General features: G+C 68.4%; 12 protein-coding genes and 3 rRNA genes. 8 read left to right on the top strand and 7 right to left on the bottom strand.

All coding sequences use genetic code 11. The features are described from left to right. Positions 1-166: 166 nt before the first annotated feature. The gene (locus GXW83_RS19320; protein ID WP_182447425.1) at positions 167-919 is read left to right on the top strand and encodes an SGNH/GDSL hydrolase family protein; all 753 of its coding nucleotides are present in this window, start codon (positions 167-169) and stop codon (positions 917-919) included. Between the two features lie 62 nt (positions 920-981). Here GXW83_RS19320 and GXW83_RS19315 read toward each other — a convergent pair whose 3' ends face one another. The 5 genes from GXW83_RS19315 to GXW83_RS19295 form a co-directional block, all read right to left on the bottom strand. Next, positions 982-1,230 (bottom strand): hypothetical protein, encoded by a 249-nt coding sequence (locus tag GXW83_RS19315; RefSeq protein WP_182444279.1) that lies wholly within the window; start codon positions 1,228-1,230, stop codon positions 982-984. Between the two features lie 61 nt (positions 1,231-1,291). Further along, the gene (locus GXW83_RS19310) at positions 1,292-2,875 is read right to left on the bottom strand and encodes a glycerol-3-phosphate dehydrogenase/oxidase (RefSeq protein ID WP_182444278.1); all 1,584 of its coding nucleotides are present in this window, start codon (positions 2,873-2,875) and stop codon (positions 1,292-1,294) included. A gap of 127 nt (positions 2,876-3,002) precedes the next feature. Then, positions 3,003-4,544, bottom strand: coding sequence for a glycerol kinase GlpK (gene glpK, locus GXW83_RS19305; RefSeq protein WP_182444277.1), 1,542 nt, complete (start codon positions 4,542-4,544; stop codon positions 3,003-3,005). A gap of 109 nt (positions 4,545-4,653) precedes the next feature. Beyond that, complete coding sequence (locus GXW83_RS19300) at positions 4,654-5,364, bottom strand: MIP/aquaporin family protein (protein WP_182444276.1); 711 nt, start codon at positions 5,362-5,364, stop codon at positions 4,654-4,656. A 252-nt stretch (positions 5,365-5,616) separates the two neighbouring features. Then, positions 5,617-6,381 (bottom strand): IclR family transcriptional regulator, encoded by a 765-nt coding sequence (locus tag GXW83_RS19295; RefSeq protein ID WP_182444275.1) that lies wholly within the window; start codon positions 6,379-6,381, stop codon positions 5,617-5,619. 384 nt (positions 6,382-6,765) lie between these two features. Here GXW83_RS19295 and GXW83_RS19290 point away from each other — a divergent pair, with 384 nt between their 5' ends. Together GXW83_RS19290 and GXW83_RS19285 are read left to right on the top strand one after the other, a co-directional pair. After that, on the top strand, positions 6,766-7,635 hold the full coding sequence (locus GXW83_RS19290; RefSeq protein WP_182444274.1) for an NUDIX domain-containing protein: 870 nt from the start codon (positions 6,766-6,768) through the stop codon (positions 7,633-7,635). 79 nt (positions 7,636-7,714) lie between these two features. Then, positions 7,715-9,709 carry an acetoacetate--CoA ligase gene (locus GXW83_RS19285; RefSeq protein WP_182444273.1) on the top strand — a complete coding sequence of 665 codons (1,995 nt, stop codon included), beginning with the start codon at positions 7,715-7,717 and terminating at the stop codon, positions 9,707-9,709. Between the two features lie 85 nt (positions 9,710-9,794). Here GXW83_RS19285 and ptsP read toward each other — a convergent pair whose 3' ends face one another. Both ptsP and GXW83_RS19275 read right to left on the bottom strand, forming a co-directional pair. Then, positions 9,795-11,465 (bottom strand): phosphoenolpyruvate--protein phosphotransferase, encoded by a 1,671-nt coding sequence (ptsP, locus tag GXW83_RS19280; protein ID WP_182447424.1) that lies wholly within the window; start codon positions 11,463-11,465, stop codon positions 9,795-9,797. Positions 11,466-11,516: 51 nt separating this feature from the next. Further along, positions 11,517-11,966 (bottom strand): PTS glucose transporter subunit IIA, encoded by a 450-nt coding sequence (locus GXW83_RS19275; protein ID WP_182444272.1) that lies wholly within the window; start codon positions 11,964-11,966, stop codon positions 11,517-11,519. Positions 11,967-12,514: 548 nt separating this feature from the next. On the opposite strand from GXW83_RS19275, the gene GXW83_RS19270 reads away from it, so the two are divergent. The 5 genes from GXW83_RS19270 (at position 12,515) to GXW83_RS19250 (ending at position 19,796) form a co-directional block, all read left to right on the top strand. Then, a 16S ribosomal RNA gene (locus GXW83_RS19270) occupies positions 12,515-14,033 on the top strand. 306 nt (positions 14,034-14,339) lie between these two features. Continuing rightward, positions 14,340-17,464, top strand: a 23S ribosomal RNA gene (locus GXW83_RS19265). Positions 17,465-17,552: 88 nt separating this feature from the next. Next, positions 17,553-17,668: ribosomal RNA gene (gene rrf, locus GXW83_RS19260) — 5S ribosomal RNA — on the top strand. The 16S, 23S and 5S rRNA genes sit together here, the layout of an rRNA operon. Before the next feature lie 87 nt (positions 17,669-17,755). Then, the gene (locus GXW83_RS19255; RefSeq protein WP_182444271.1) at positions 17,756-18,394 is read left to right on the top strand and encodes a YigZ family protein; all 639 of its coding nucleotides are present in this window, start codon (positions 17,756-17,758) and stop codon (positions 18,392-18,394) included. Positions 18,395-18,575: 181 nt separating this feature from the next. After that, positions 18,576-19,796 (top strand): beta-ketoacyl synthase, encoded by a 1,221-nt coding sequence (locus GXW83_RS19250; protein ID WP_182444270.1) that lies wholly within the window; start codon positions 18,576-18,578, stop codon positions 19,794-19,796. Positions 19,797-19,851 lie beyond the last annotated feature (55 nt).

Here is a 19,851-nt window from a genome sequence, read left to right as displayed (position 1 = left end):
GGGGAAGCGGAACTTCGGTGCACACCTCTTTCTCCCGGTGCTCCGCTGCTGCTACTTGTGAGTAGCAATCGCTGTCGAGCGAGTGCACCACCCTCACCCCCCCACCTTTGCGGAGGCTTCCGTGCGTGCTTTCCCTGCCCTGGTGACCGGAGCGGTCGCGGTGGCGATGACCGCCGGCTCCCTGCTGGTCCTCGCCCCCGGCGCTGACGCCGCCACCGGCGGCTACGTCGCCCTCGGCGACTCGTACTCGGCCGGAGTCGGCTCCACCAGCGACTACCTGAACGACTGCGACCAGAGCGACGCCGCCTACCCGGCCCTGTACGACCAGGCCGAGGCCCCCGGCTCGTTCGGCTTCGAGGCATGTACCGGCGCCACCGCCCCCGACATCGAGAGCAGCCAGCTCTCGGCACTGAACTCCGGCACCACGGTCGTCAGCCTCACCGACGGCGGCGACGACGTCGGCTTCTCCAGCGTGATGGAGGACTGCGTCCTGTACTCGCAGAGCACCTGCCTGAGCGACATCTCCAGCGCCGAGAACGAGGCCACCACCACCCTGCCCGCCACCCTGGCCACCCTGTACGCCGACATCCGCAAGGACGCGCCCCAGGCCAAGGTCGTCGTCATGGGCTACCCGGAGCTGTACGACCTCTCCCAGTCCAGCGGCTGCTCCGGCCTGTCGACCAAGTCCCGCACCGCCCTCAACGGCGCGGCGGACACCCTGGACAGCGTCATCAAGGCCGCCGTCGCCAAGGACTCCGGCTTCACCTTCGCCGACGTCCGCGGCTACTTCAGCGGCCACGAGATCTGCGACTCGGACTCCTGGCTGAACTCGGTCACCTGGCCGATCGACGACTCCTACCACCCCACCGCCGAGGGCCAGGCCGACGCCTACCTGCCGGCGTTCGAGGCCGCGCTCTGACCGGCGCGGCGCACACCTGAGCGGTGGCGGTCCCGACCGGGGCCACCACCGCTCTGCCGCTGTCAGCGCACCGCGCGCCCGGACGGCGCCCGCCGCCGCTGGAGGTCGTCCTGCCAGCAGATGCACGCGTCCAGCACGAACCAGGTGGACGCGAAGATCCCCACGCCGGTCACGGTCAGCCCGAGCACGGTGTACATGGTGTGCGCCAACTGGCACACCACCGTGTACAGCAGCGCCGTCAGCGTCAGCGCCAGGCTCACCAGCAGCCTGGTCCGCGCCACCCGGGACCGGTCCGACACCCGCCTTGCCATCGCAGCTCCCCGTCTCGACGCTGCGTTCCGACGCCCAGACCCTGCCCGCGCCCCCGGCCGGTCACACCTCCCGGTGCGCCGCCAGGTAGGAGTCGACCTCGGCGCGCACCTCGGGGGTGTCCAGGCCGCGCACCACCATGGTGGTACGCCGCCGCAGCACGTCGTCCGCAGTCTGCGCCCACTCCCGCGAGGCCGCGTAGGCGACCTGCGCCCAGACGTCCGGGCCGTCCTTGTGGATCGGCCGGCCGAGGTCGGGGTTGTCGTCGATCAGCTGGGCGATCTCGAAGGACAGCGTGCCGTAGTGGGTGGCCAGGTTGCGGGCCACCAGCGGGTCCATCCGGGCCCCCGGCTCGCGGTCCACCAGCAGCCGGTGCGCCACCGCGTTGGGACTGGCGACGCCGGGCAGCGGCACCGTCCGCGGGATCACCGAGATGTCGTCGGCCAGCCCGGTGCCGGGCACGTTGGCCAGCTTCTCCAGCACCACCCGGCCGATGTGGCGGTAGGTCGTCCACTTGCCGCCGGCCACCGACAGCATCCCGCCCCGGCCCTCGGTCACCACCGTCTCGCGCTTGGCCGCCGCGGTCTCGCCGGGGCCGCCGGGCAGCACCCGCAGGCCCGCGAAGGAGTAGGTGACCAGATCCCGGTCCAGGTGCTCGTCGCGCACGGCGTGGCCGGCCTCGCCGAGGATCTGGTCGATGTCGGCCGGGGTCGCCCGGACGTCCGCCGGATCGCCGGTGTACTCCTCGTCGGTGGTCCCGAACAGGACGTGGTCCTCCCACGGTATGGCGAAGGAAACCCGGTACTTGTCGATCGGGATGGTCAGCGCGGCCCGCCACGGCGCCCGGCGCTTGAGCACGACGTGCGCGCCCTTGGAGAGCCGGATGCTCGGGGCCGCGCCCGGGTCCTCCATCTGCCGCAGATGGTCCACCCACGGGCCGGTGGCGTTCAGCACCAGTCGGGCGTTCACCCCGAACTCCGTCCCGTCCAGCCGGTCCCGCAGGTCCGCGCCGGTCACCCGGTTGCCGGTGAAGCGCAGGCCGGTGACCTCGGCGTGGTTGAGCACCACCGCGCCCGAGTCCACCGCGGCGCGCACGGTCATCACCGCGACCCGCGAGTCGTTCATCTGGTGGTCGCCGTAGACCGCGACCGAGCGCAGGCCCTCGGTGCGCAGCGCGGGCACCTGCTGCGCGGCGTGCGCGGCGGTGGACACCCGGCCCATCCCGTCGCGGAAGGCGGACAGCGCCGAGTACAGGAACACTCCCGCGCCGAGCTTGGTGGCGCCGTGCGGGCCGCCCTTGTAGACGGGCACGAAGAAGGTCAGCGGGTTCACCAGGTGCGGCGCGACGTCGGTGGCCAGCGCCCGGCGCTCCTTGTGGTTCTCCGCGACCAGCTTCACCGCGCCGGTCTGCAGGTAGCGCAGCCCGCCGTGGACGAGCTTGGACGAGGCGCTGGAGGTCGCTCCGGCGAAGTCCCCGGCGTCGACCATGGCGACGCGCAGCCCGGACTGGGCGGCGGTCCAGGCGACCGCGGTACCGAGGATGCCGCCGCCGATCACCAGCAGGTCGTAGGTGGCGCTGCTCAGCAGCTGCCGGGACTGCGCGCGGCTCGCGGTGTGGTTGGCGCCCAGGGTCGGGATGGTGTTCATGTGATGGTCCGGCCGGGCCGCGTCCGCGCGGACCGGTCGTACTCCTCTCAGGGGTGTGTCCGTTGTGCTCTGTCGGGTGCGGGCGGGGCGCTCCGGTGGGGCGCCCCGCCCGCGCGTGGTCCCGGGGTCAGTCGGTGACGGCCTTCTCGTCCTCCTCGATCCAGCCCATGGTCCGCTCGACGGCCTTGAGCCAGTTCTTGTACTCGCGGGCGCGGGTGGCCTCGTCCATGTGCGGGGTCCACTCGGCGGCGCGGTGCCAGTTGGCCCGCAGGGTCTCCAGGTCGGGCCAGAAGCCGACGGCCAGGCCGGCCGCGTAGGCCGCGCCCAGCGCGGTGGTCTCGGCGACGAACGGGCGCTCGACCGGGGCGTCGAGGGCGTCCGCGATGTACTGCATGAGCAGGTTGTTGCTGGTCATGCCGCCGTCGACCTTGAGCGCGGTGAGCGTGACGCCGGAGTCCTTGGCCATGGCGTCGACGACCTCGCGGGTCTGCCAGGCGGTGGCCTCCAGCACGGCGCGGGCCAGGTGGCCCTTGGTCACGTAGCGGGTGAGCCCGGTGATCACGCCGCGGGCGTCGGAGCGCCAGTACGGGGCGAACAGGCCGGAGAACGCCGGGACGATGTACGCGCCGCCGTTGTCCTCCACGGTCGAGGCCAGGGTCTCGATCTCGGCCGCGGTGGAGATGATGCCGAGCTGGTCGCGCAGCCACTGCACCAGCGAGCCGGTGACCGCGATCGAACCCTCCAGGGCGTAGACCGGCTTCTCGTCGCCGATCCGGTAGCCGACGGTGGTGACCAGCCCGTGGTACGAGTTGATGACCTTCTCGCCGGTGTTGAGCAGCAGGAAGGTGCCGGTGCCGTAGGTGCTCTTGGCCTCGCCGACGTTGAAGCAGGTCTGGCCGAACAGCGCCGCCTGCTGGTCGCCCAGCGCGGACGCCACCGGCACGCCCTCCAGCACGCCGACGGCGTGCCCGTACACCTCGGCGGAGGACTTGATCTCCGGCAGCACCTCGGCCGGCACCTGCATGGACTCGAGGATCTTGGGATCCCACTGCAGCGTGTGCAGGTTCATCAGCATGGTGCGCGAGGCGTTGGTGACGTCGGTGACGTGGTGGCCGCCGTTGACGCCGCCGGTCAGGTTCCAGATGACCCAGCTGTCCATGGTGCCGAAGAGGATGTCCCCGGCCTCGGCGCGGGCCCGCAGCCCCTCGACGTTGTCGAGCAGCCAGCGGATCTTCGGCCCGGCGAAGTAGCTGGCCAGCGGCAGCCCGGTCTCGCGGCGGTAGCGGTCCTGGCCGACGTTGCGGCCCAGCTCCTTGCAGAGCGCCTCGGTGCGGGTGTCCTGCCAGACGATGGCGTTGTGCACCGGCTCGCCGGTGTTCTTGTCCCACAGGATCGTGGTCTCGCGCTGGTTGGTGATGCCGATGGCGCGGATGTCGTCCTTGGTGAGGTTCGCCTTGTCCAGCGCTCCGGCGACGACGGACTGGACCCGGGTCCAGATCTCGGCGCCGTCGTGCTCGACCCAGCCGGGCTGGGGGAAGATCTGGCTGTGCTCCTGCTGGTCGACGGCGACGATGCGGCCGTCGGCGCCGAAGATGATGCACCGGCTGGAGGTGGTGCCCTGGTCGATCGCGGCGATGTACTGGCCGCCATTGGACAGTGTGGTGGTCACGACTCAAGTCCTCGGGTGTGTGTGCGGACGGGGTGGGATGCATGGGGACTGCTATGTCCACGAAAGCAGATCAGCAGCGGACTGACCTGGTACGAGGCGCGCCCGGGTCCTAGAAGAGAGCCTTGTAGAGCAGTCCGGCCAGGGCTGCGCCGACCAGCGGGCCGACCACCGGGATCCAGGCGTAGCGCCAGTTGGAGCCGCCCTTGTTGGGTATCGGCAGCAGCGCGTGGACGATGCGCGGGCCCAGGTCGCGGGCCGGGTTGATGGCGTAGCCGGTCGGTCCGCCGAGCGAGTAGCCGATGCCGACGACGGTGAAGGCGACGATCAGGATGCCCGTGCCGGAGAGCGCCAGCTGCGCGTTCAGCCCGTTGGCCAGGATCAGGATGCACAGCACGAAGGTGCCGATGATCTCGGTGACCAGGTTCTGCACCGGGTGGTCGATCTCCGGGCCGGTGGCGAAGATGCCGAGGGTGGGCTCGTCGTTGGCCTGGAACTGGCCCAGGTAGGTCAGCCAGACCAGGAAGGCGCCGATCATGGCGCCGAGCATCTGCCCGGCGAAGTAGAGCGGCACATGCCCCCAGTGGCCGGTCTTGACCGCCACGGCGACGGTGACCGCCGGGTTGAGCTGCGCCCCGGAGAGGGAGTTGGACACGTACGCCGCGATCATGACGGCGAATCCCCAGCCGAAGGCGATGGCCGTCCAGCCCGCGCCGTAGGCCTTCGACTTCTTGAGGGTGACGGCGGCGCACACGCCGCCGCCCAGCAGGATCAGCAGTGCCGTTCCCAGTACTTCGCCAAAGAAGATGTGGAGGTTCGACACATCAACTCCTTCGTCCTTGCCCCGTCGGATGGGTGGGTGGGGTGTGGGGCCCCGAGCGGCGTTGCCATGAACGATGTTCGACATTGTCGACCGCCATGCGGCAGTGTTCCCCGTCGTGCTCACCTGCGTCAAGAGCGGTCACAAGGGCAAAGAAAAGGACGTTTGCAGAAGTCCGCATAAGGCTGGAAATGCTGACAAATCACCCATGCATGGAGATGTCGGTCTTCCATGGGCGCGTCATGAGACGTTCCGTCAGTAGCGCGAGGCGCCCAGATCACGGGAGATGGCCCGCGCGGCCTCGCGGACCGAGACCACCAGGTCCTGCCGGACCACGCCGGCCTCGCACACCCGCTCGACCGGCCCGGTGACGCAGACCGCGCCCACCGGGTTGCGCCGGCGGTCCTGGATCAGCGCCCCGATCGACGCCGTCCCCTCCCAGGTCTCCTCGACCGCGGCGCTCCAACCGCGCTCCCGGGTCAGCGCGCACTCGGCGTCGATGTCGGCGAGGTCGGTGAGCGTCTGCGCGGTGAAGGACTCCGGCGGGTTCTCGTCCAACTCGCCCCGGGCCACCGGGTCGTGCGCCAGCAGCACCTTGCCCAGCGCGGTGCTGTGCAGCGGGTGCATGCTGCCGACCTCCAGCACCTGGCGGGTGTCGTCGGGCCGGAAGACGTGGTGGACGATCAGCACCCCGTGCTGGTGCAGCACGCCCAGGTAGACCGTCTCGCCGCTGGCCCGGGCCAGGTCGTCCGCCCACACCAGGGCGCGCGCCCGCAGTTCGTGCACGTCGAGGTAGCTCTGGCCCAGCCGCAGCAGCTCCGCCCCGAGCTGGTACTTGCCGCTCTCCTGGTCCTGCTCGACGAAGCCCTCCTGCTGGAGGGTGCGCAGGATGCCGTGGGTCGTCCCCTTGGCCAGGCCGAGCGAGGCGGAGACCTCCGACAGGCCCAGGCGCCGCTCACCGCCCGCGAGCAGCCGCAGGATGGCCGCCGCGCGCTCAAGCGACTGGATCGGGCCGGGCATGGGCACACCTCCGCGGGGGGTGCGGTCGACAATGCTGAACATCATATGCGTATGTCGACCGCGAATTGTTCTCCTCAGAGTCTGCCAGGTGACGCGCTGTTACTCCATCGGGGGAGCAGCACAGGGCAGGTACACATCAGACCGCTGGTGGGGCCCCGGAAGCAGCCCCGCCGCCCGCTCCGGAACGGGCGACTCTGGGTGGCTGCGGCGGTCGCCCGTGCCGAGCGTGCCGGACCGCCGCCGAAAACCCCTGGCGCGACACGCCCCGAGGCGCTACGTTCTTCTCAGAGCGAGAAAGACTCTGACTGAGAACAACTGCATCCGCCGCGCACCACCCACCCAGAACCACCAGCCACCCAGCACCACCAGCACGCCGGGGGATCCATGGCACCGCAGCCCGACGCCCCGCCCGTCCGCCCGGACGAACGGGACTGGCTCGCGGCCTACGACCCCCGCGCCTACCCGCCGATCGCCGTCTGCGTGGACATCGTCGCCCTGACCATGCGCCACGGCAGGCTGCACGTCCTGCTGGTCCACCGGGCCGCGCCGCCCTACCGCGGCTCGCCCGCCCTCCCCGGCGGCTTCGTCCGCGCCGGCGAGGAGGACCTCGGCCAGGCCGCGGCCAGGGAGCTGGCCGAGGAGACCGGCGTGGACCCGACCGAGCTGCACCGGGTCCACCTGGAACAGCTCGGCAGCTACGGGTCACCGGCGCGCGACCCCCGGATGCACGTGGTCTCCGTCGCCTACCTCGCCTTCGCGCCCGACCTGCCCGACCCGCGGGCCGGGGGCGACGCTGCCTCGGCAGCCTGGACTCCGGTCGCCGGACCTCGCGGGGGTGGGTCCGGCGACCGGGCACCGCTCCACCTGCCCGGCAGCCCGCCCGGCGCGCTGCCCGACGCCCTGGCCTTCGACCATGCGGCGATCCTCGCGGACGCCCTCGACCGGGCCCGGGCCAAGGTCGAGTACACCCCCCTCGCCACCGCCTTCCTCGAACCCGAGTTCACCATCCCGGAACTCCGCGCCGTCTACGAGGAGATCTGGGGCGAACCGCTGCACGCCGGCAACTTCCACCGCAAGGTGCTCTCCGTCCCCGGCTTCGTCGTCGCCACCGGACGCACCACCACCCGCGGCGGCCCCCGCGGCGGCCCCCGCGCCCGGCTCTACCGCGCCGGCGCCGCACGCACCCTGCACCCCGCTCTGCTCCGCCCCGGCACCCCCGACGACCTGCCGGACGAGCCGCCGCCCCTGGATTAACCGCCGTTCACATGGCAGATTTCTGTCCGGCACCGCAGCCCACCCCGCTGCGCCGCGACCCGACACCATCGGAGCCCAGATGAGCAGCGCCGACCAGCAGCCCGCCGCCCCGCCGTCGCCCCTGTGGCGGCCCGACCCGGCCCGGGCCGAGGCCACCCGGCTGGCCCGGTTCCAGCGCTGGGCGGTCGAGCACCACGGCGCCCCCGACGGCGACTACGCCTCCCTGCACCGGTGGTCCACCGAGGACCTCGACCGGTTCTGGAACGCCGTCGCCCAGTGGTTCGACGTCCGCTTCTCCACCCCGCCGACCACCGCCCTGGCCGACGCCACCATGCCCGGCGCGGTCTGGTTCCCCGGCGCCCGCCTCAACTACGCCGAACACGCCCTGCGCCACGGCGAGAACCCCGACCACGCCGAGCTGCCCGCCGTCCTGCACCTGGACGAGACCGGCGCCGAACCGCAGATCCTCACCTGGGCCGAGCTGCGCCGCCAGGTCGGCTCGCTCGCCGCCGCACTGCGCCGCCTCGGCATCCGCCCCGGCGACCGGGTCAGCGCCTACGTGCCCAACATCCCGCAGGCCGCCGTCGCCCTGCTCGCCACCGCCGCCGTCGGCGCCGTCTGGACCTCCTGCGCCCCCGACTTCGGCGCCCGCAGCGTCCTCGACCGGTTCCAGCAGCTCGAACCCGTCCTGCTGTTCGCCGTCGACGGCTACCGCTACGGCGGCAAGGAGCACAACCGCAGCGCCGTCGTCGCCGAGCTGCGCCGCGAACTGCCCTCGCTGCGCCACGTCGTCCACATCCCGCTGCTCGGCACCCCCGCCCCCGAATCCGCCCTGGCCTGGGACGCGCTGACCGCGGGCGAGGAGCAGCCGCAGTTCGAACAGGTGCCGTTCGACCACCCGCTCTGGGTGCTGTACTCCTCCGGCACCACCGGCCTGCCCAAGGCCATCGTCCAGGGCCACGGCGGCATCGTGGTCGAACACCTGAAGCAGGCCGGACTCCAGCTCGACCTCGGCCCGGAGGACCGCTTCTTCTGGTACACCTCCACCGGCTGGATGATGTGGAACTTCCTGCTGGCGGGCCTGCTGGTCGGGGCCGGCATCGTCACCTACGACGGCAGCCCGGGCTACCCCGCCACCGACGCCCAGTGGCGCGTCGCCGAACGCGCCGGGGCTACCGTCTTCGGCACCTCCGCTGCCTACATCGGCGCTTGTGCCAAGGCCGAGGTCCACCCCGGACGCGACCTCGACCTCTCCCGGCTGCGCGCCGTCGGCACCACCGGATCGCCGCTGCCGCCCGACGGCTTCCACTGGATCTACGACGAGATCAGCCCGAACATCTGGCTCGCCTCGGTGAGCGGCGGGACCGACCTGTGCAGCTGCTTCGTCGGCGGCGTGCCCACCCTGCCGGTCCACCTCGGCGAGATCCAGGCCCCCAGCCTGGGCGCGGACGTCCAGTCCTGGGATCCGGACGGCAAGCCGCTGACCGACCAGGTCGGCGAACTCGTCTGCACCAAGCCCATCCCCTCCATGCCGCTCGGTTTTTGGAACGACCCCGACGGCGCGCGCTACCGCGAGAGCTACTTCGACACCTACCCGGGCGTGTGGCGGCACGGCGACTGGATCACCATCACCTCGCGCGGCACGGTCGTCATCCACGGCCGCTCCGACTCCACCCTGAACCGCCAGGGCGTCCGGATGGGCTCCGCCGACATCTACGAGGTCGTGGAACGCCTGCCGCAGATCCGCGAATCCCTGGTCATCGGCCTGGAACAGCCGGACGGCGGCTACTGGATGCCGCTGTTCGTCGTCCTCGCCGACGGCGCCGAGCTGGACGACGCACTGCTCGCGGCCATCCGCACCGCCCTGCGCGAGCAGCTCTCGCCACGGCACGTCCCCGACGAGGTCATCGCCGTCCGCGCGCTGCCGCACACCCTCACCGGCAAGCGGCTGGAGGTCCCGGTCAAGCGCATCCTCTCCGGCACCCCGCTCGCCCAGGCCGTCAACCCCGGCTCGCTGGACAACCCCGCGGCGCTCGACCCCTTCGTCGACCTCGCCGCCCGGCGCCGGACCTGAGCCGCGCCCCGGCTCTGACCCGCGCACGTGCCTGAGCCACGCCCCGGCCCGCCGCCCCGACGGCGGCGGGCCGGACACCGGGCGGTCACTCCCCGGAGAGCACCTGGTGCGCGGCGGCGCGCGCCTCGTCCGCGGTGTCTACGGCCCGCGCGGCCGCCGCCGCCCGCTCGCACTGCGCCAGCGTGTGCTTGGCCAGCCGCGCCCGGACGTACGGGATAGACGACGCGCCCATGGACAGGCTGGTCACCCCCAGGCCCGCCAGCACACAGGCCAGCGCCGGATCTGACGCGGCCTCGCCGCAGACGCCGCAGCTCTTGCCGGTGGCCCGGGCCGCCTCCGCCGCCGCGGCCACCAGGTCCAGCAAGGCCGGCTGCCACGGGTCCTGCAGCCGCGCCAACGCGCCGACCTGCCGGTCCGCCGCGAAGGTGTACTGCGCCAGGTCGTTGGTACCCAGCGACAGGAACTCCACCTCCTGCAGGATCGAGCGCGCCCGCAGCGCCGCCGACGGGATCTCCACCATGGCCCCGAACTTCGCCCGCAGCCCGGCCGCCCGGCAGGCGTCCGCGAACGCCCGGGCATCGATCCGGTCGGCCACCATCGGCGCCATCACCTCCAGGTACACCGGCAGCCCCTCGGCCGCCCGGGCCAGCGCCCGCAACTGCGCCCCCAGCACCTCCGGATGGTCCAGCAGGGCGCGCAGCCCACGCACCCCCAGCGCGGGGTTCGGCTCCTCGCCGGGGGAGAGGAAGGCCAACGGCTTGTCCGCGCCCGCGTCCAGCACCCGCACCACGACCCTGCCCTCCGGGAACGCCTCCAGCACCGCCCGGTACGCCGCCACCTGGGATTCCTCGGACGGTGCCTGCCGCGAATCGTCCAGGAACAGCAGCTCGGTGCGGAACAGCCCCACCCCCTCCGCACCTGCCGCCACCGCCGCCTGGACGTCCCCGGGGCCGCCGATGTTGGCCAGCAGCGGCACCCGGTGCCCGTCCGAGGTCTGCCCCGGACCGGTGGACGCCGCCAGCACCGCCCGGCGCTCGGCGGCGATCACCCGCAGCTCCGCCCGCGCCTCCTCGGACGGGTCCACCGTGACCACGCCGGTGCTGCCGTCCACCGCGACGACCACACCCTCCGCCAACGCCTTCGCCCCGGCGAGCGCCACCACCGCCGGCACCCCCAGGGCCCGGGCCAGGATGGCGCTGTGGCTGGTCGGCCCGCCCTCCTCGGTCACGAAGCCGAGAACCAGGGACGGATCAAGCAGCGCCGTGTCCGCCGGCGCGAGATCCCGGGCGACCAGCACATACGGCTCGTCGCTGTCCGGGACGCCGGGCATGGGCACGCCCATCAGCCGGGCGATGATCCGGTTGCGCACGTCGTCCAGGTCCGCGACCCGCCCGGCCAGGTACTCGCCCGCGTTGGCCAGCAGCGCCCGGTAGGAGGCGAAGGCGTCGTACACCGCGCGCTCGGCTGTACTGCCGACGGTGATCCGCCGCTCGACGTCCGCCGTCAACTCCGGGTCCAGCGCCATCAGCGCCTGCGCCTCCAACACCGCCTGCGCCTCGCCGCCCGCCAGATTGCCCCGGGCCTGGAGGTCGGCCGCGACCGCCACCACCGCCTGCTGCGCCCGCGCCTGCTCCCGAGGTGCGCCCTCGGTCGGCGCCTGCCGCGCCGGGGGCTCCAGCACCGCCGTGCCCATGTGCCGTACCTGGCCGATCGCCACCCCGTGGCTCACACCCACGCCGCGCAGCGTCTCTGTCATCGTCACCGGTCTCCGCTCGGGGCCGCGGCCTGCGGCCGGACCGCCTGATAGTCACGTCCAGAGGAACAGGGTGCCGCCGACGCCGACGTCACCGCCCTCCCGGATCTCCGCCAACTCCTCCGCGCCCGCATCCAGGGCCACCACCGGGCAGATCGGCGACCGCCCGGCGGCCTCCACCTCGGCGGGGTTCCACCGCACCACCGGCTGGCCCCGGGTCACGGCGTCGCCCTTGCGCACCAGCACCTCGAACCCGGCGCCGTTCAGCTGCACGGTGTCGATGCCGAGATGGGTGAGGACGCCGTGCCCCTCGCCGTCCACCACGACAAACGCATGCGGATGCATCGACGCGACCACCCCGTCCACGGGGGAGACCGCCGCAACCGGCTCGCGCACCGGATCGATCGCGGTGCCGTGCCCCACCATCCGCCCCGAGAAGACGGGGTCGGGAACGCCGCCGAGTCCGACGACGCGTCCGGCCAGGGGGGAGGTCACTGTGGTCATGCTCGGTCTCCTCCGGGAGGGTGCCGGTCCAGTATGAGTCTAAAACGCCCCAAACCTGCTCACTGCAACCGGTCCTGACGCAGCGCCGCCGGGCGCTCACCAGGGCCGGGCGCGGCGGATTTGCCCATGCCCCTGCCGAGCTGTAACGTTGGAGATCTGCCCGCAACAACCGCAGCGGTTGAGGCACGTCGGCCGGATCCCTATTTTCCAGCGCAGTGAAAATTGCGCTAGGTTGTGGCTCCTGCCCGCGAACGGCAGATTTCGAAAGTCAGCCGAAATGGACTGCGGAAACAGTCTGCTAGGCTGGACAACGAAGAAGAATGAAGTGCCCGGAGAGACCGGTGAAAGGGTCTTGAAGGAAGCGTCCGTTCCTTGAGAACTCAACAGCGTGCCAAAAGTCAACGCCAGATATGTTGATACCCCGTCCGTTTTTGGACGTGGTTCCTTTGATGCACAAAACACTAGCGAGGACGCAGTGCACGAGGTCGGCTGTTCCGCTGACTGTCGTGCCGCTCTTTCGCGGGTGTGCTCCGGATATCCGGAATACATTCACGGAGAGTTTGATCCTGGCTCAGGACGAACGCTGGCGGCGTGCTTAACACATGCAAGTCGAACGGTGAAGCCCTTCGGGGTGGATCAGTGGCGAACGGGTGAGTAACACGTGGGCAACCTGCCCCAGATTCTGGGACAACACCGGGAAACCGGTGCTAATACCGGATACGACGCATCTCCGCATGGGGTGTGCGTGGAAAGCTCCGGCGATCTGGGATGGGCCCGCGGCCTATCAGCTTGTTGGTGGGGTGATGGCCTACCAAGGCGACGACGGGTAGCCGGCCTGAGAGGGCGACCGGCCACACTGGGACTGAGACACGGCCCAGACTCCTACGGGAGGCAGCAGTGGGGAATATTGCACAATGGGCGAAAGCCTGATGCAGCGACGCCGCGTGAGGGATGACGGCCTTCGGGTTGTAAACCTCTTTCAGCAGGGAAGAAGCGCAAGTGACGGTACCTGCAGAAGAAGCACCGGCTAACTACGTGCCAGCAGCCGCGGTAATACGTAGGGTGCGAGCGTTGTCCGGAATTATTGGGCGTAAAGAGCTCGTAGGCGGCTTGTCGCGTCGGATGTGAAAGCCCGGGGCTTAACTCCGGGTCTGCATTCGATACGGGCAGGCTAGAGTGTGGTAGGGGAGATCGGAATTCCTGGTGTAGCGGTGAAATGCGCAGATATCAGGAGGAACACCGGTGGCGAAGGCGGATCTCTGGGCCATTACTGACGCTGAGGAGCGAAAGCGTGGGGAGCGAACAGGATTAGATACCCTGGTAGTCCACGCCGTAAACGTTGGGAACTAGGTGTGGGTCACATTCCACGTGGTCCGCGCCGCAGCTAACGCATTAAGTTCCCCGCCTGGGGAGTACGGCCGCAAGGCTAAAACTCAAAGGAATTGACGGGGGCCCGCACAAGCAGCGGAGCATGTGGCTTAATTCGACGCAACGCGAAGAACCTTACCAAGGCTTGACATATACCGGAAACGGCCAGAGATGGTCGCCCCCTTGTGGTCGGTATACAGGTGGTGCATGGTTGTCGTCAGCTCGTGTCGTGAGATGTTGGGTTAAGTCCCGCAACGAGCGCAACCCTCGTTCTGTGTTGCCAGCGGGTTATGCCGGGGACTCACAGGAGACTGCCGGGGTCAACTCGGAGGAAGGTGGGGACGACGTCAAATCATCATGCCCCTTATGTCTTGGGCTGCACACGTGCTACAATGGCCGGTACAATGAGCTGCGATACCGCGAGGTGGAGCGAATCTCAAAAAGCCGGTCTCAGTTCGGATTGGGGTCTGCAACTCGACCCCATGAAGTCGGAGTTGCTAGTAATCGCAGATCAGCATTGCTGCGGTGAATACGTTCCCGGGCCTTGTACACACCGCCCGTCACGTCACGAAAGTCGGTAACACCCGAAGCCGGTGGCCTAACCCGCAAGGGAAGGAGCTGTCGAAGGTGGGACCAGCGATTGGGACGAAGTCGTAACAAGGTAGCCGTACCGGAAGGTGCGGCTGGATCACCTCCTTTCTAAGGAGCACTTCTCCCGACCACGGTCGGGCAGAGGGCCATATCGTCAGCGCATGTCTGACGGTGGTTCGCTCATGGGTGGAACGTTGACTATTCGGCACGACTGGTTGCACAAGTGCGAGTACTGCTTCGGCGTGGAAAGCATGGGTGTGACGAGTCGGGTCGGGCACGTTGTTGGGTCCTGAGGGCACGGCCGCAAGGCTGGTCTTCAGTGCCGGCCCCAGTGAACTCTGTGAGCGTGTGCTCGTGGGGGTGATGGGTGGCTGGTCGTTGTTTGAGAACTGCACAGTGGACGCGAGCATCTGTGGCCAAGTTTTTAAGGGCGCACGGTGGATGCCTTGGCACTAGGAACCGATGAAGGACGTGGGAGGCCACGATAGGCCCCGGGGAGCTGTCAACCGAGCTTTGATCCGGGGGTGTCCGAATGGGGAAACCCGGCAGTCGTCATGGGCTGTCACCCGCTGCTGAACACATAGGCAGTGTGGAGGGAACGCGGGGAAGTGAAACATCTCAGTACCCGCAGGAAGAGAAAACAACCGTGATTCCGAGAGTAGTGGCGAGCGAAATCGGATGAGGCTAAACCGTTGTGGTGTGAGACCCGGCAGGGGTTGCCACTTCGGGGTCGTGGGAGAATTCTTGACCGGTCTGCCGGCCGGTCGGAGAGTCAGAAACCGTATGGGTAGTCGAAGGACATGCGAAAGGTCCGGCGTAGAGGGTAAGACCCCCGTAGACGAAACCTGTGCGGCTCTCTTGAGTTTTTCCCAAGTAGCACGGATCCCGTGAAACTCCGTGTGAATCTGGCGGGACCACCCGCTAAGCCTAAATATTCCCTAGTGACCGATAGCGGACAGTACCGTGAGGGAATGGTGAAAAGTACCGCGGGAGCGGAGTGAAATAGTACCTGAAACCGTGTGCCTACAAGCCGTGGGAGCGTCGCAGCGTGTGCTTGCACACAGCTGTCGTGACTGCGTGCCTTTTGAAGAATGAGCCTGCGAGTTTGCGGTGTGTTGCGAGGTTAACCCGTGTGGGGTAGCCGTAGCGAAAGCGAGTCCGAATAGGGCGACATAGTAGCGCGCCCAAGACCCGAAGCGGAGTGATCTAGCCATGGGCAGGTTGAAGCGCGGGTAAGACCGTGTGGAGGACCGAACCCACCAGGGTTGAAAACCTGGGGGATGACCTGTGGTTAGGGGTGAAAGGCCAATCAAACTCCGTGATAGCTGGTTCTCCCCGAAATGCATTTAGGTGCAGCGTCGTGTGTTTCTTGCCGGAGGTAGAGCACTGGATAGGCGATGGGCCCCACCGGGTTACTGACCTTAGCCAAACTCCGAATGCCGGTAAGTGAGAGCGCGGCAGTGAGACTGTGGGGGATAAGCTCCATGGTCGAGAGGGAAACAGCCCAGAACACCGGCTAAGGCCCCTAAGCGTGTGCTAAGTGGGAAAGGATGTGGAGTCGCAGAGACAACCAGGAGGTTGGCTTAGAAGCAGCCACCCTTTAAAGAGTGCGTAATAGCTCACTGGTCAAGTGATTCCGCGCCGACAATGTAGCGGGGCTCAAGTACACCGCCGAAGCCGTGTCATTGCAGTATTAACCCCTAACGGGGGCTGTGATGGGTAGGGGAGCGTCGTGTGCCGGGTGAAGCGGCGGCGGAAGCCAGTCGTGGACGGTATACGAGTGAGAATGCAGGCATGAGTAGCGATACAAGAGTGGGAAACTCTTGCGCCGATTGACCAAGGGTTCCTGGGTCAAGCTGATCTGCCCAGGGTAAGTCGGGACCTAAGGCGAGGCCGACAGGCGTAGTCGATGGACAACGGGTTGATATTCCCGTACCCGCTTTGAAGCGCCAACGTCGAACCCGGTAATGCTAAGCCCGTGAAGCCGTCCCGGAGTCTTCGGACAAGGGGAAGTGGTGGAGCCGGTGAACCGAGCTGGTAGTAGGTGAGCGATGGGGTGACGCAGGAAGGTAGTCCAGCCCGGGCGGTGGTTGTCCCGGGGTAAGGGTGTAGGACGAACGGTAGGCAAATCCGCCGTTCACATAGTCTGAGACCTGATGCCGAGCCGATTGTGGTGAAGTGGATGATCCTATGCTGTCGAGAAAAGCCTCTAGCGAGTTTCATGGCGGCCCGTACCCCAAACCGACTCAGGTGGTCAGGTAGAGAATACCGAGGCGTTCGGGTGAACTATGGTTAAGGAACTCGGCAAAATGCCCCCGTAACTTCGGGAGAAGGGGGGCCGGTTGTGGTGATGGCACGTGCTGCCTGAGCTGTGGCCGGCCGCAGAGACCAGCGAGAAGCGACTGTTTACTAAAAACACAGGTCCGTGCGAAGCCGTAAGGCGATGTATACGGACTGACGCCTGCCCGGTGCTGGAACGTTAAGGGGACCGGTTAGCTCTGTTTCGACGGGGCGAGGCTGAGAACTTAAGCGCCAGTAAACGGCGGTGGTAACTATAACCATCCTAAGGTAGCGAAATTCCTTGTCGGGTAAGTTCCGACCTGCACGAATGGCGTAACGACTTCTCGACTGTCTCAACCATAGGCCCGGTGAAATTGCATTACGAGTAAAGATGCTCGTTTCGCGCAGCAGGACGGAAAGACCCCGGGACCTTTACTATAGCTTGATATTGGTGTTCGGTTCGGCTTGTGTAGGATAGGTGGGAGACTGTGAAGCGGCCACGCCAGTGGTTGTGGAGTCGTCGTTGAAATACCACTCTGGTCGTGCTGGATGTCTAACCTGGGTCCGTGATCCGGATCAGGGACAGTGTCTGGTGGGTAGTTTAACTGGGGCGGTTGCCTCCTAAAATGTAACGGAGGCGCCCAAAGGTTCCCTCAGCCTGGTTGGCAATCAGGTGTTGAGTGTAAGTGCACAAGGGAGCTTGACTGTGAGACCGACGGGTCGAGCAGGTGCGAAAGCAGGGACTAGTGATCCGGCGGTGGCTTGTGGAAGCGCCGTCGCTCAACGGATAAAAGGTACCCCGGGGATAACAGGCTGATCTTCCCCAAGAGTCCATATCGACGGGATGGTTTGGCACCTCGATGTCGGCTCGTCGCATCCTGGGGCTGGAGTAGGTCCCAAGGGTTGGGCTGTTCGCCCATTAAAGCGGTACGCGAGCTGGGTTTAGAACGTCGTGAGACAGTTCGGTCCCTATCCGCTGCGCGCGCAGGAGTCTTGAGAAGGGCTGTCCCTAGTACGAGAGGACCGGGACGGACGAACCTCTGGTGTGCCAGTTGTCCTGCCAAGGGCATGGCTGGTTGGCTACGTTCGGGAGGGATAACCGCTGAAAGCATCTAAGCGGGAAGCCTGCTTCGAGATGAGGACTCCCACCACCATCGAGTGGGTAAGGCTCCCAGTAGACGACTGGGTTGATAGGCCGGGTGTGGAAGCCCTGTGAGGGGTGGAGCTGACCGGTACTAATAGGCCGAGGGCTTGTCCATAGTTGCTACGCGTCCACTGTGTTGTTCTGAAGCAACGACCCCTCCCCGGGAGCGTCATGCCGGGGAGTGCGGGTCAACTTCATAGTGTTACGGTGGTCATAGCGTGAGGGAAACGCCCGGTTACATTCCGAACCCGGAAGCTAAGCCTCATAGCGCCGATGGTACTGCAAGGGGACCTTGTGGGAGAGTAGGACACCGCCGAACAACCTTTCGTGAAAGGCCCTCTGACCTCGAGTCAGAGGGCCTTTCCGCATTCCCGGACCCGTTTCGGTCCTGTCGCGGACGGAGCGCATGGAACCCTATCTGACTGTCAAAGGCCCGGTCCGGCACGAGATCGAAGTGAAGAAGTCCCGTTTCCTCTGCTCGATCGGTCGGGTGGAGGACGAGGCGGAGGCGCAGGCGTTCATCGCCTCGGTACGCAAGCGGTACTGGGACGCGCGCCACAACTGCACCGCCTATGTCATCGGTGACCAGCCCCGGCGTGAGCGGTCCAATGACGACGCCGAGCCGGCCGGGACCGCAGGGGCGCCGATGCTGGAGGTGATCCGGCGACGCGGGCTGACCGACACCGTCGCGGTGGTCACCCGCTACTTCGGCGGTGTACTGCTCGGCGCCGGCGGCCTGGTGCGGGCGTACGGCGGGGCAGTGTCCGCCGCGCTGGACCAGGCCGTGATCGTGGAGCGCCAGCTGGTGGCGCTGTTCGCGGTCACCACCGACCATGCCCGGGCGGGACGGCTGGAGAACGATCTGCGGGCGGCCGGTCATGTGGTCCGCGATGTGCGGTACAGCGCCGACGGCGTGTGCTTCGACGTGGGCGTGCCCGAGAGCGCGGTGGCTGCCTTCGGGGCCTGGCTGGCGTCGGTGACCGCCGGATCCGCCGAGGTCGAGCGCAGCGGCAGCGACCGGGTCGACATCGTTCCCGGCAGCTGACCTGACCCGATCGTCGTGTTGTGAAGACCCCACAAGGCTGCCGGGTCTGCTTCGGTGCCTGCGGCGATCGCCTCTGTTCCAACGCCCATGTCAGGCTGGCAGGAGCCGGATATGGCCCGAGCTGGTCATGCCGGCTCGTAAGGCCGGGTTCGTTCGAATCCTCTGACACGGGAGCGTACGCATGGCAGGCGGGACGATCGAGGTCGCAGTGACCGGAATGGGTGCCAGCACGCCGCTCGGGGGTGATGTGGCGGCCACGTGGGCGGGCATGCTCGCGGGCCGCTCGGGGGTGTCCGCCCTCGCCGAGGACTGGGCCCAGCCGCTACCGGTGCGGATCGCCGCGCGGCTGGCGGTCGAGCCCACCGATGTGCTCACCCGGGTGGAGGCCCGCCGACTGGACCGCTGCGAGCAGGTGGCGTTGGTCTGCGCGCGTGAGGCGTGGGCCCAGGCCGGGCGTCCGGACGTGGATCCGGAGCGGCTGGCGGTGGTCATCGGGACCGGGACCGGCGGGGTGCGCTCCCTGCTGGAACAGGACGACAACCTGGAGGCGTCCGGGCCGCGCAAGGTCTCCCCGCACACCGTGCCGATGCTGATGGCCAACGGCCCGGCGGCGTGGGTCAGCATGGAGCTCGGCGCGCTGGGCGGGGCCCGGACGCCGGTCAGCGCCTGTTCGTCGGGGGCGGAGGCGATCGCCATGGGGCTGGACCTGATCCGCCTGGGGCGTGCGGACGTCGTGGTCGCGGGCGGCACGGAGGCATGTGTGGCGCCGCTGCCACTGGCGGCGTTCGGCCAGATGATGGCCCTGTCGACGCGCAACGACGACCCCGACGCCGCCTCGCGGCCGTTCGACCTGGACCGGGACGGCTTCGTCATGGGCGAGGGCGCCGCGCTGCTGGTGCTGGAGCGCGCGGACCTGGCGCGGGCGCGGTCGGCGCGGGTGCACGCACTGCTGGCCGGGGCCGGGATCACCTCCAGCGCGGCCCACATCACCGGCTCGGACGCCGCCGGCCAGGTGCGCGCGATCCGGCAGGCCCTGGCCGAGAGCGGCCTGTCGCCGCTGGACATCGACCATGTGCACGCGCATGCGACCTCCACGCCCGCCGGGGACGTGGTGGAGGCCCAGGCCATCGCCACCGCGATCGGCAGGCACCCCGTCGTCACCGCGACCAAGTCGATGACCGGGCACCTGCTGGGCGCGTCCGGCGCGCTCGGTGCGGTGGCGGCCGTGCTGGCGCTGCGGGACGGGCGGGTGCCCGCGGTCCGCAACCTTGACCGGCCGGATCCGGAGGTGAAGCTGGACCTGGTCACCGGGGCCCGGCGGGAGGGGTCCTGGGGCGCGGCGGTGGCCAACTCCTTCGGCTTCGGCGGCCACAATGTGAGCCTGGCCTTCACCCGGAGTTGAACGTCACCCAGGGCTGACCTGCACAGGTGTGGTCGTGTGAGCTGTGGCACGAATG

The sequence above is a fragment of the Streptacidiphilus sp. PB12-B1b genome (genome assembly GCF_014084125.1).
In the GTDB taxonomy this organism is placed as follows: Bacteria; Actinomycetota; Actinomycetes; order Streptomycetales; family Streptomycetaceae; genus Streptacidiphilus.
Note: the sequence above shows the minus strand (reverse complement) of the source record. Positions and strands in the feature narration are given on the sequence as shown.

Coding starts and splice junctions, on each gene's coding strand:
- GXW83_RS19310 (WP_182444278.1), bottom strand. CDS start 2,875: ATGAACACCATCCCGACCCTGGGCGCCAACCACACCGCGAGCCGCGCG.
- GXW83_RS19255 (WP_182444271.1), top strand. CDS start 17,756: ATGGAACCCTATCTGACTGTCAAAGGCCCGGTCCGGCACGAGATCGAA.
- GXW83_RS19315 (WP_182444279.1), bottom strand. CDS start 1,230: ATGGCAAGGCGGGTGTCGGACCGGTCCCGGGTGGCGCGGACCAGGCTG.
- GXW83_RS19295 (WP_182444275.1), bottom strand. CDS start 6,381: ATGCCCGGCCCGATCCAGTCGCTTGAGCGCGCGGCGGCCATCCTGCGG.
- GXW83_RS19285 (WP_182444273.1), top strand. CDS start 7,715: ATGAGCAGCGCCGACCAGCAGCCCGCCGCCCCGCCGTCGCCCCTGTGG.
- GXW83_RS19320 (WP_182447425.1), top strand. CDS start 167: ATGACCGCCGGCTCCCTGCTGGTCCTCGCCCCCGGCGCTGACGCCGCC.
- GXW83_RS19275 (WP_182444272.1), bottom strand. CDS start 11,966: ATGACCACAGTGACCTCCCCCCTGGCCGGACGCGTCGTCGGACTCGGC.
- ptsP (WP_182447424.1), bottom strand. CDS start 11,465: ATGACAGAGACGCTGCGCGGCGTGGGTGTGAGCCACGGGGTGGCGATC.
- GXW83_RS19250 (WP_182444270.1), top strand. CDS start 18,576: ATGGCAGGCGGGACGATCGAGGTCGCAGTGACCGGAATGGGTGCCAGC.
- GXW83_RS19290 (WP_182444274.1), top strand. CDS start 6,766: ATGGCACCGCAGCCCGACGCCCCGCCCGTCCGCCCGGACGAACGGGAC.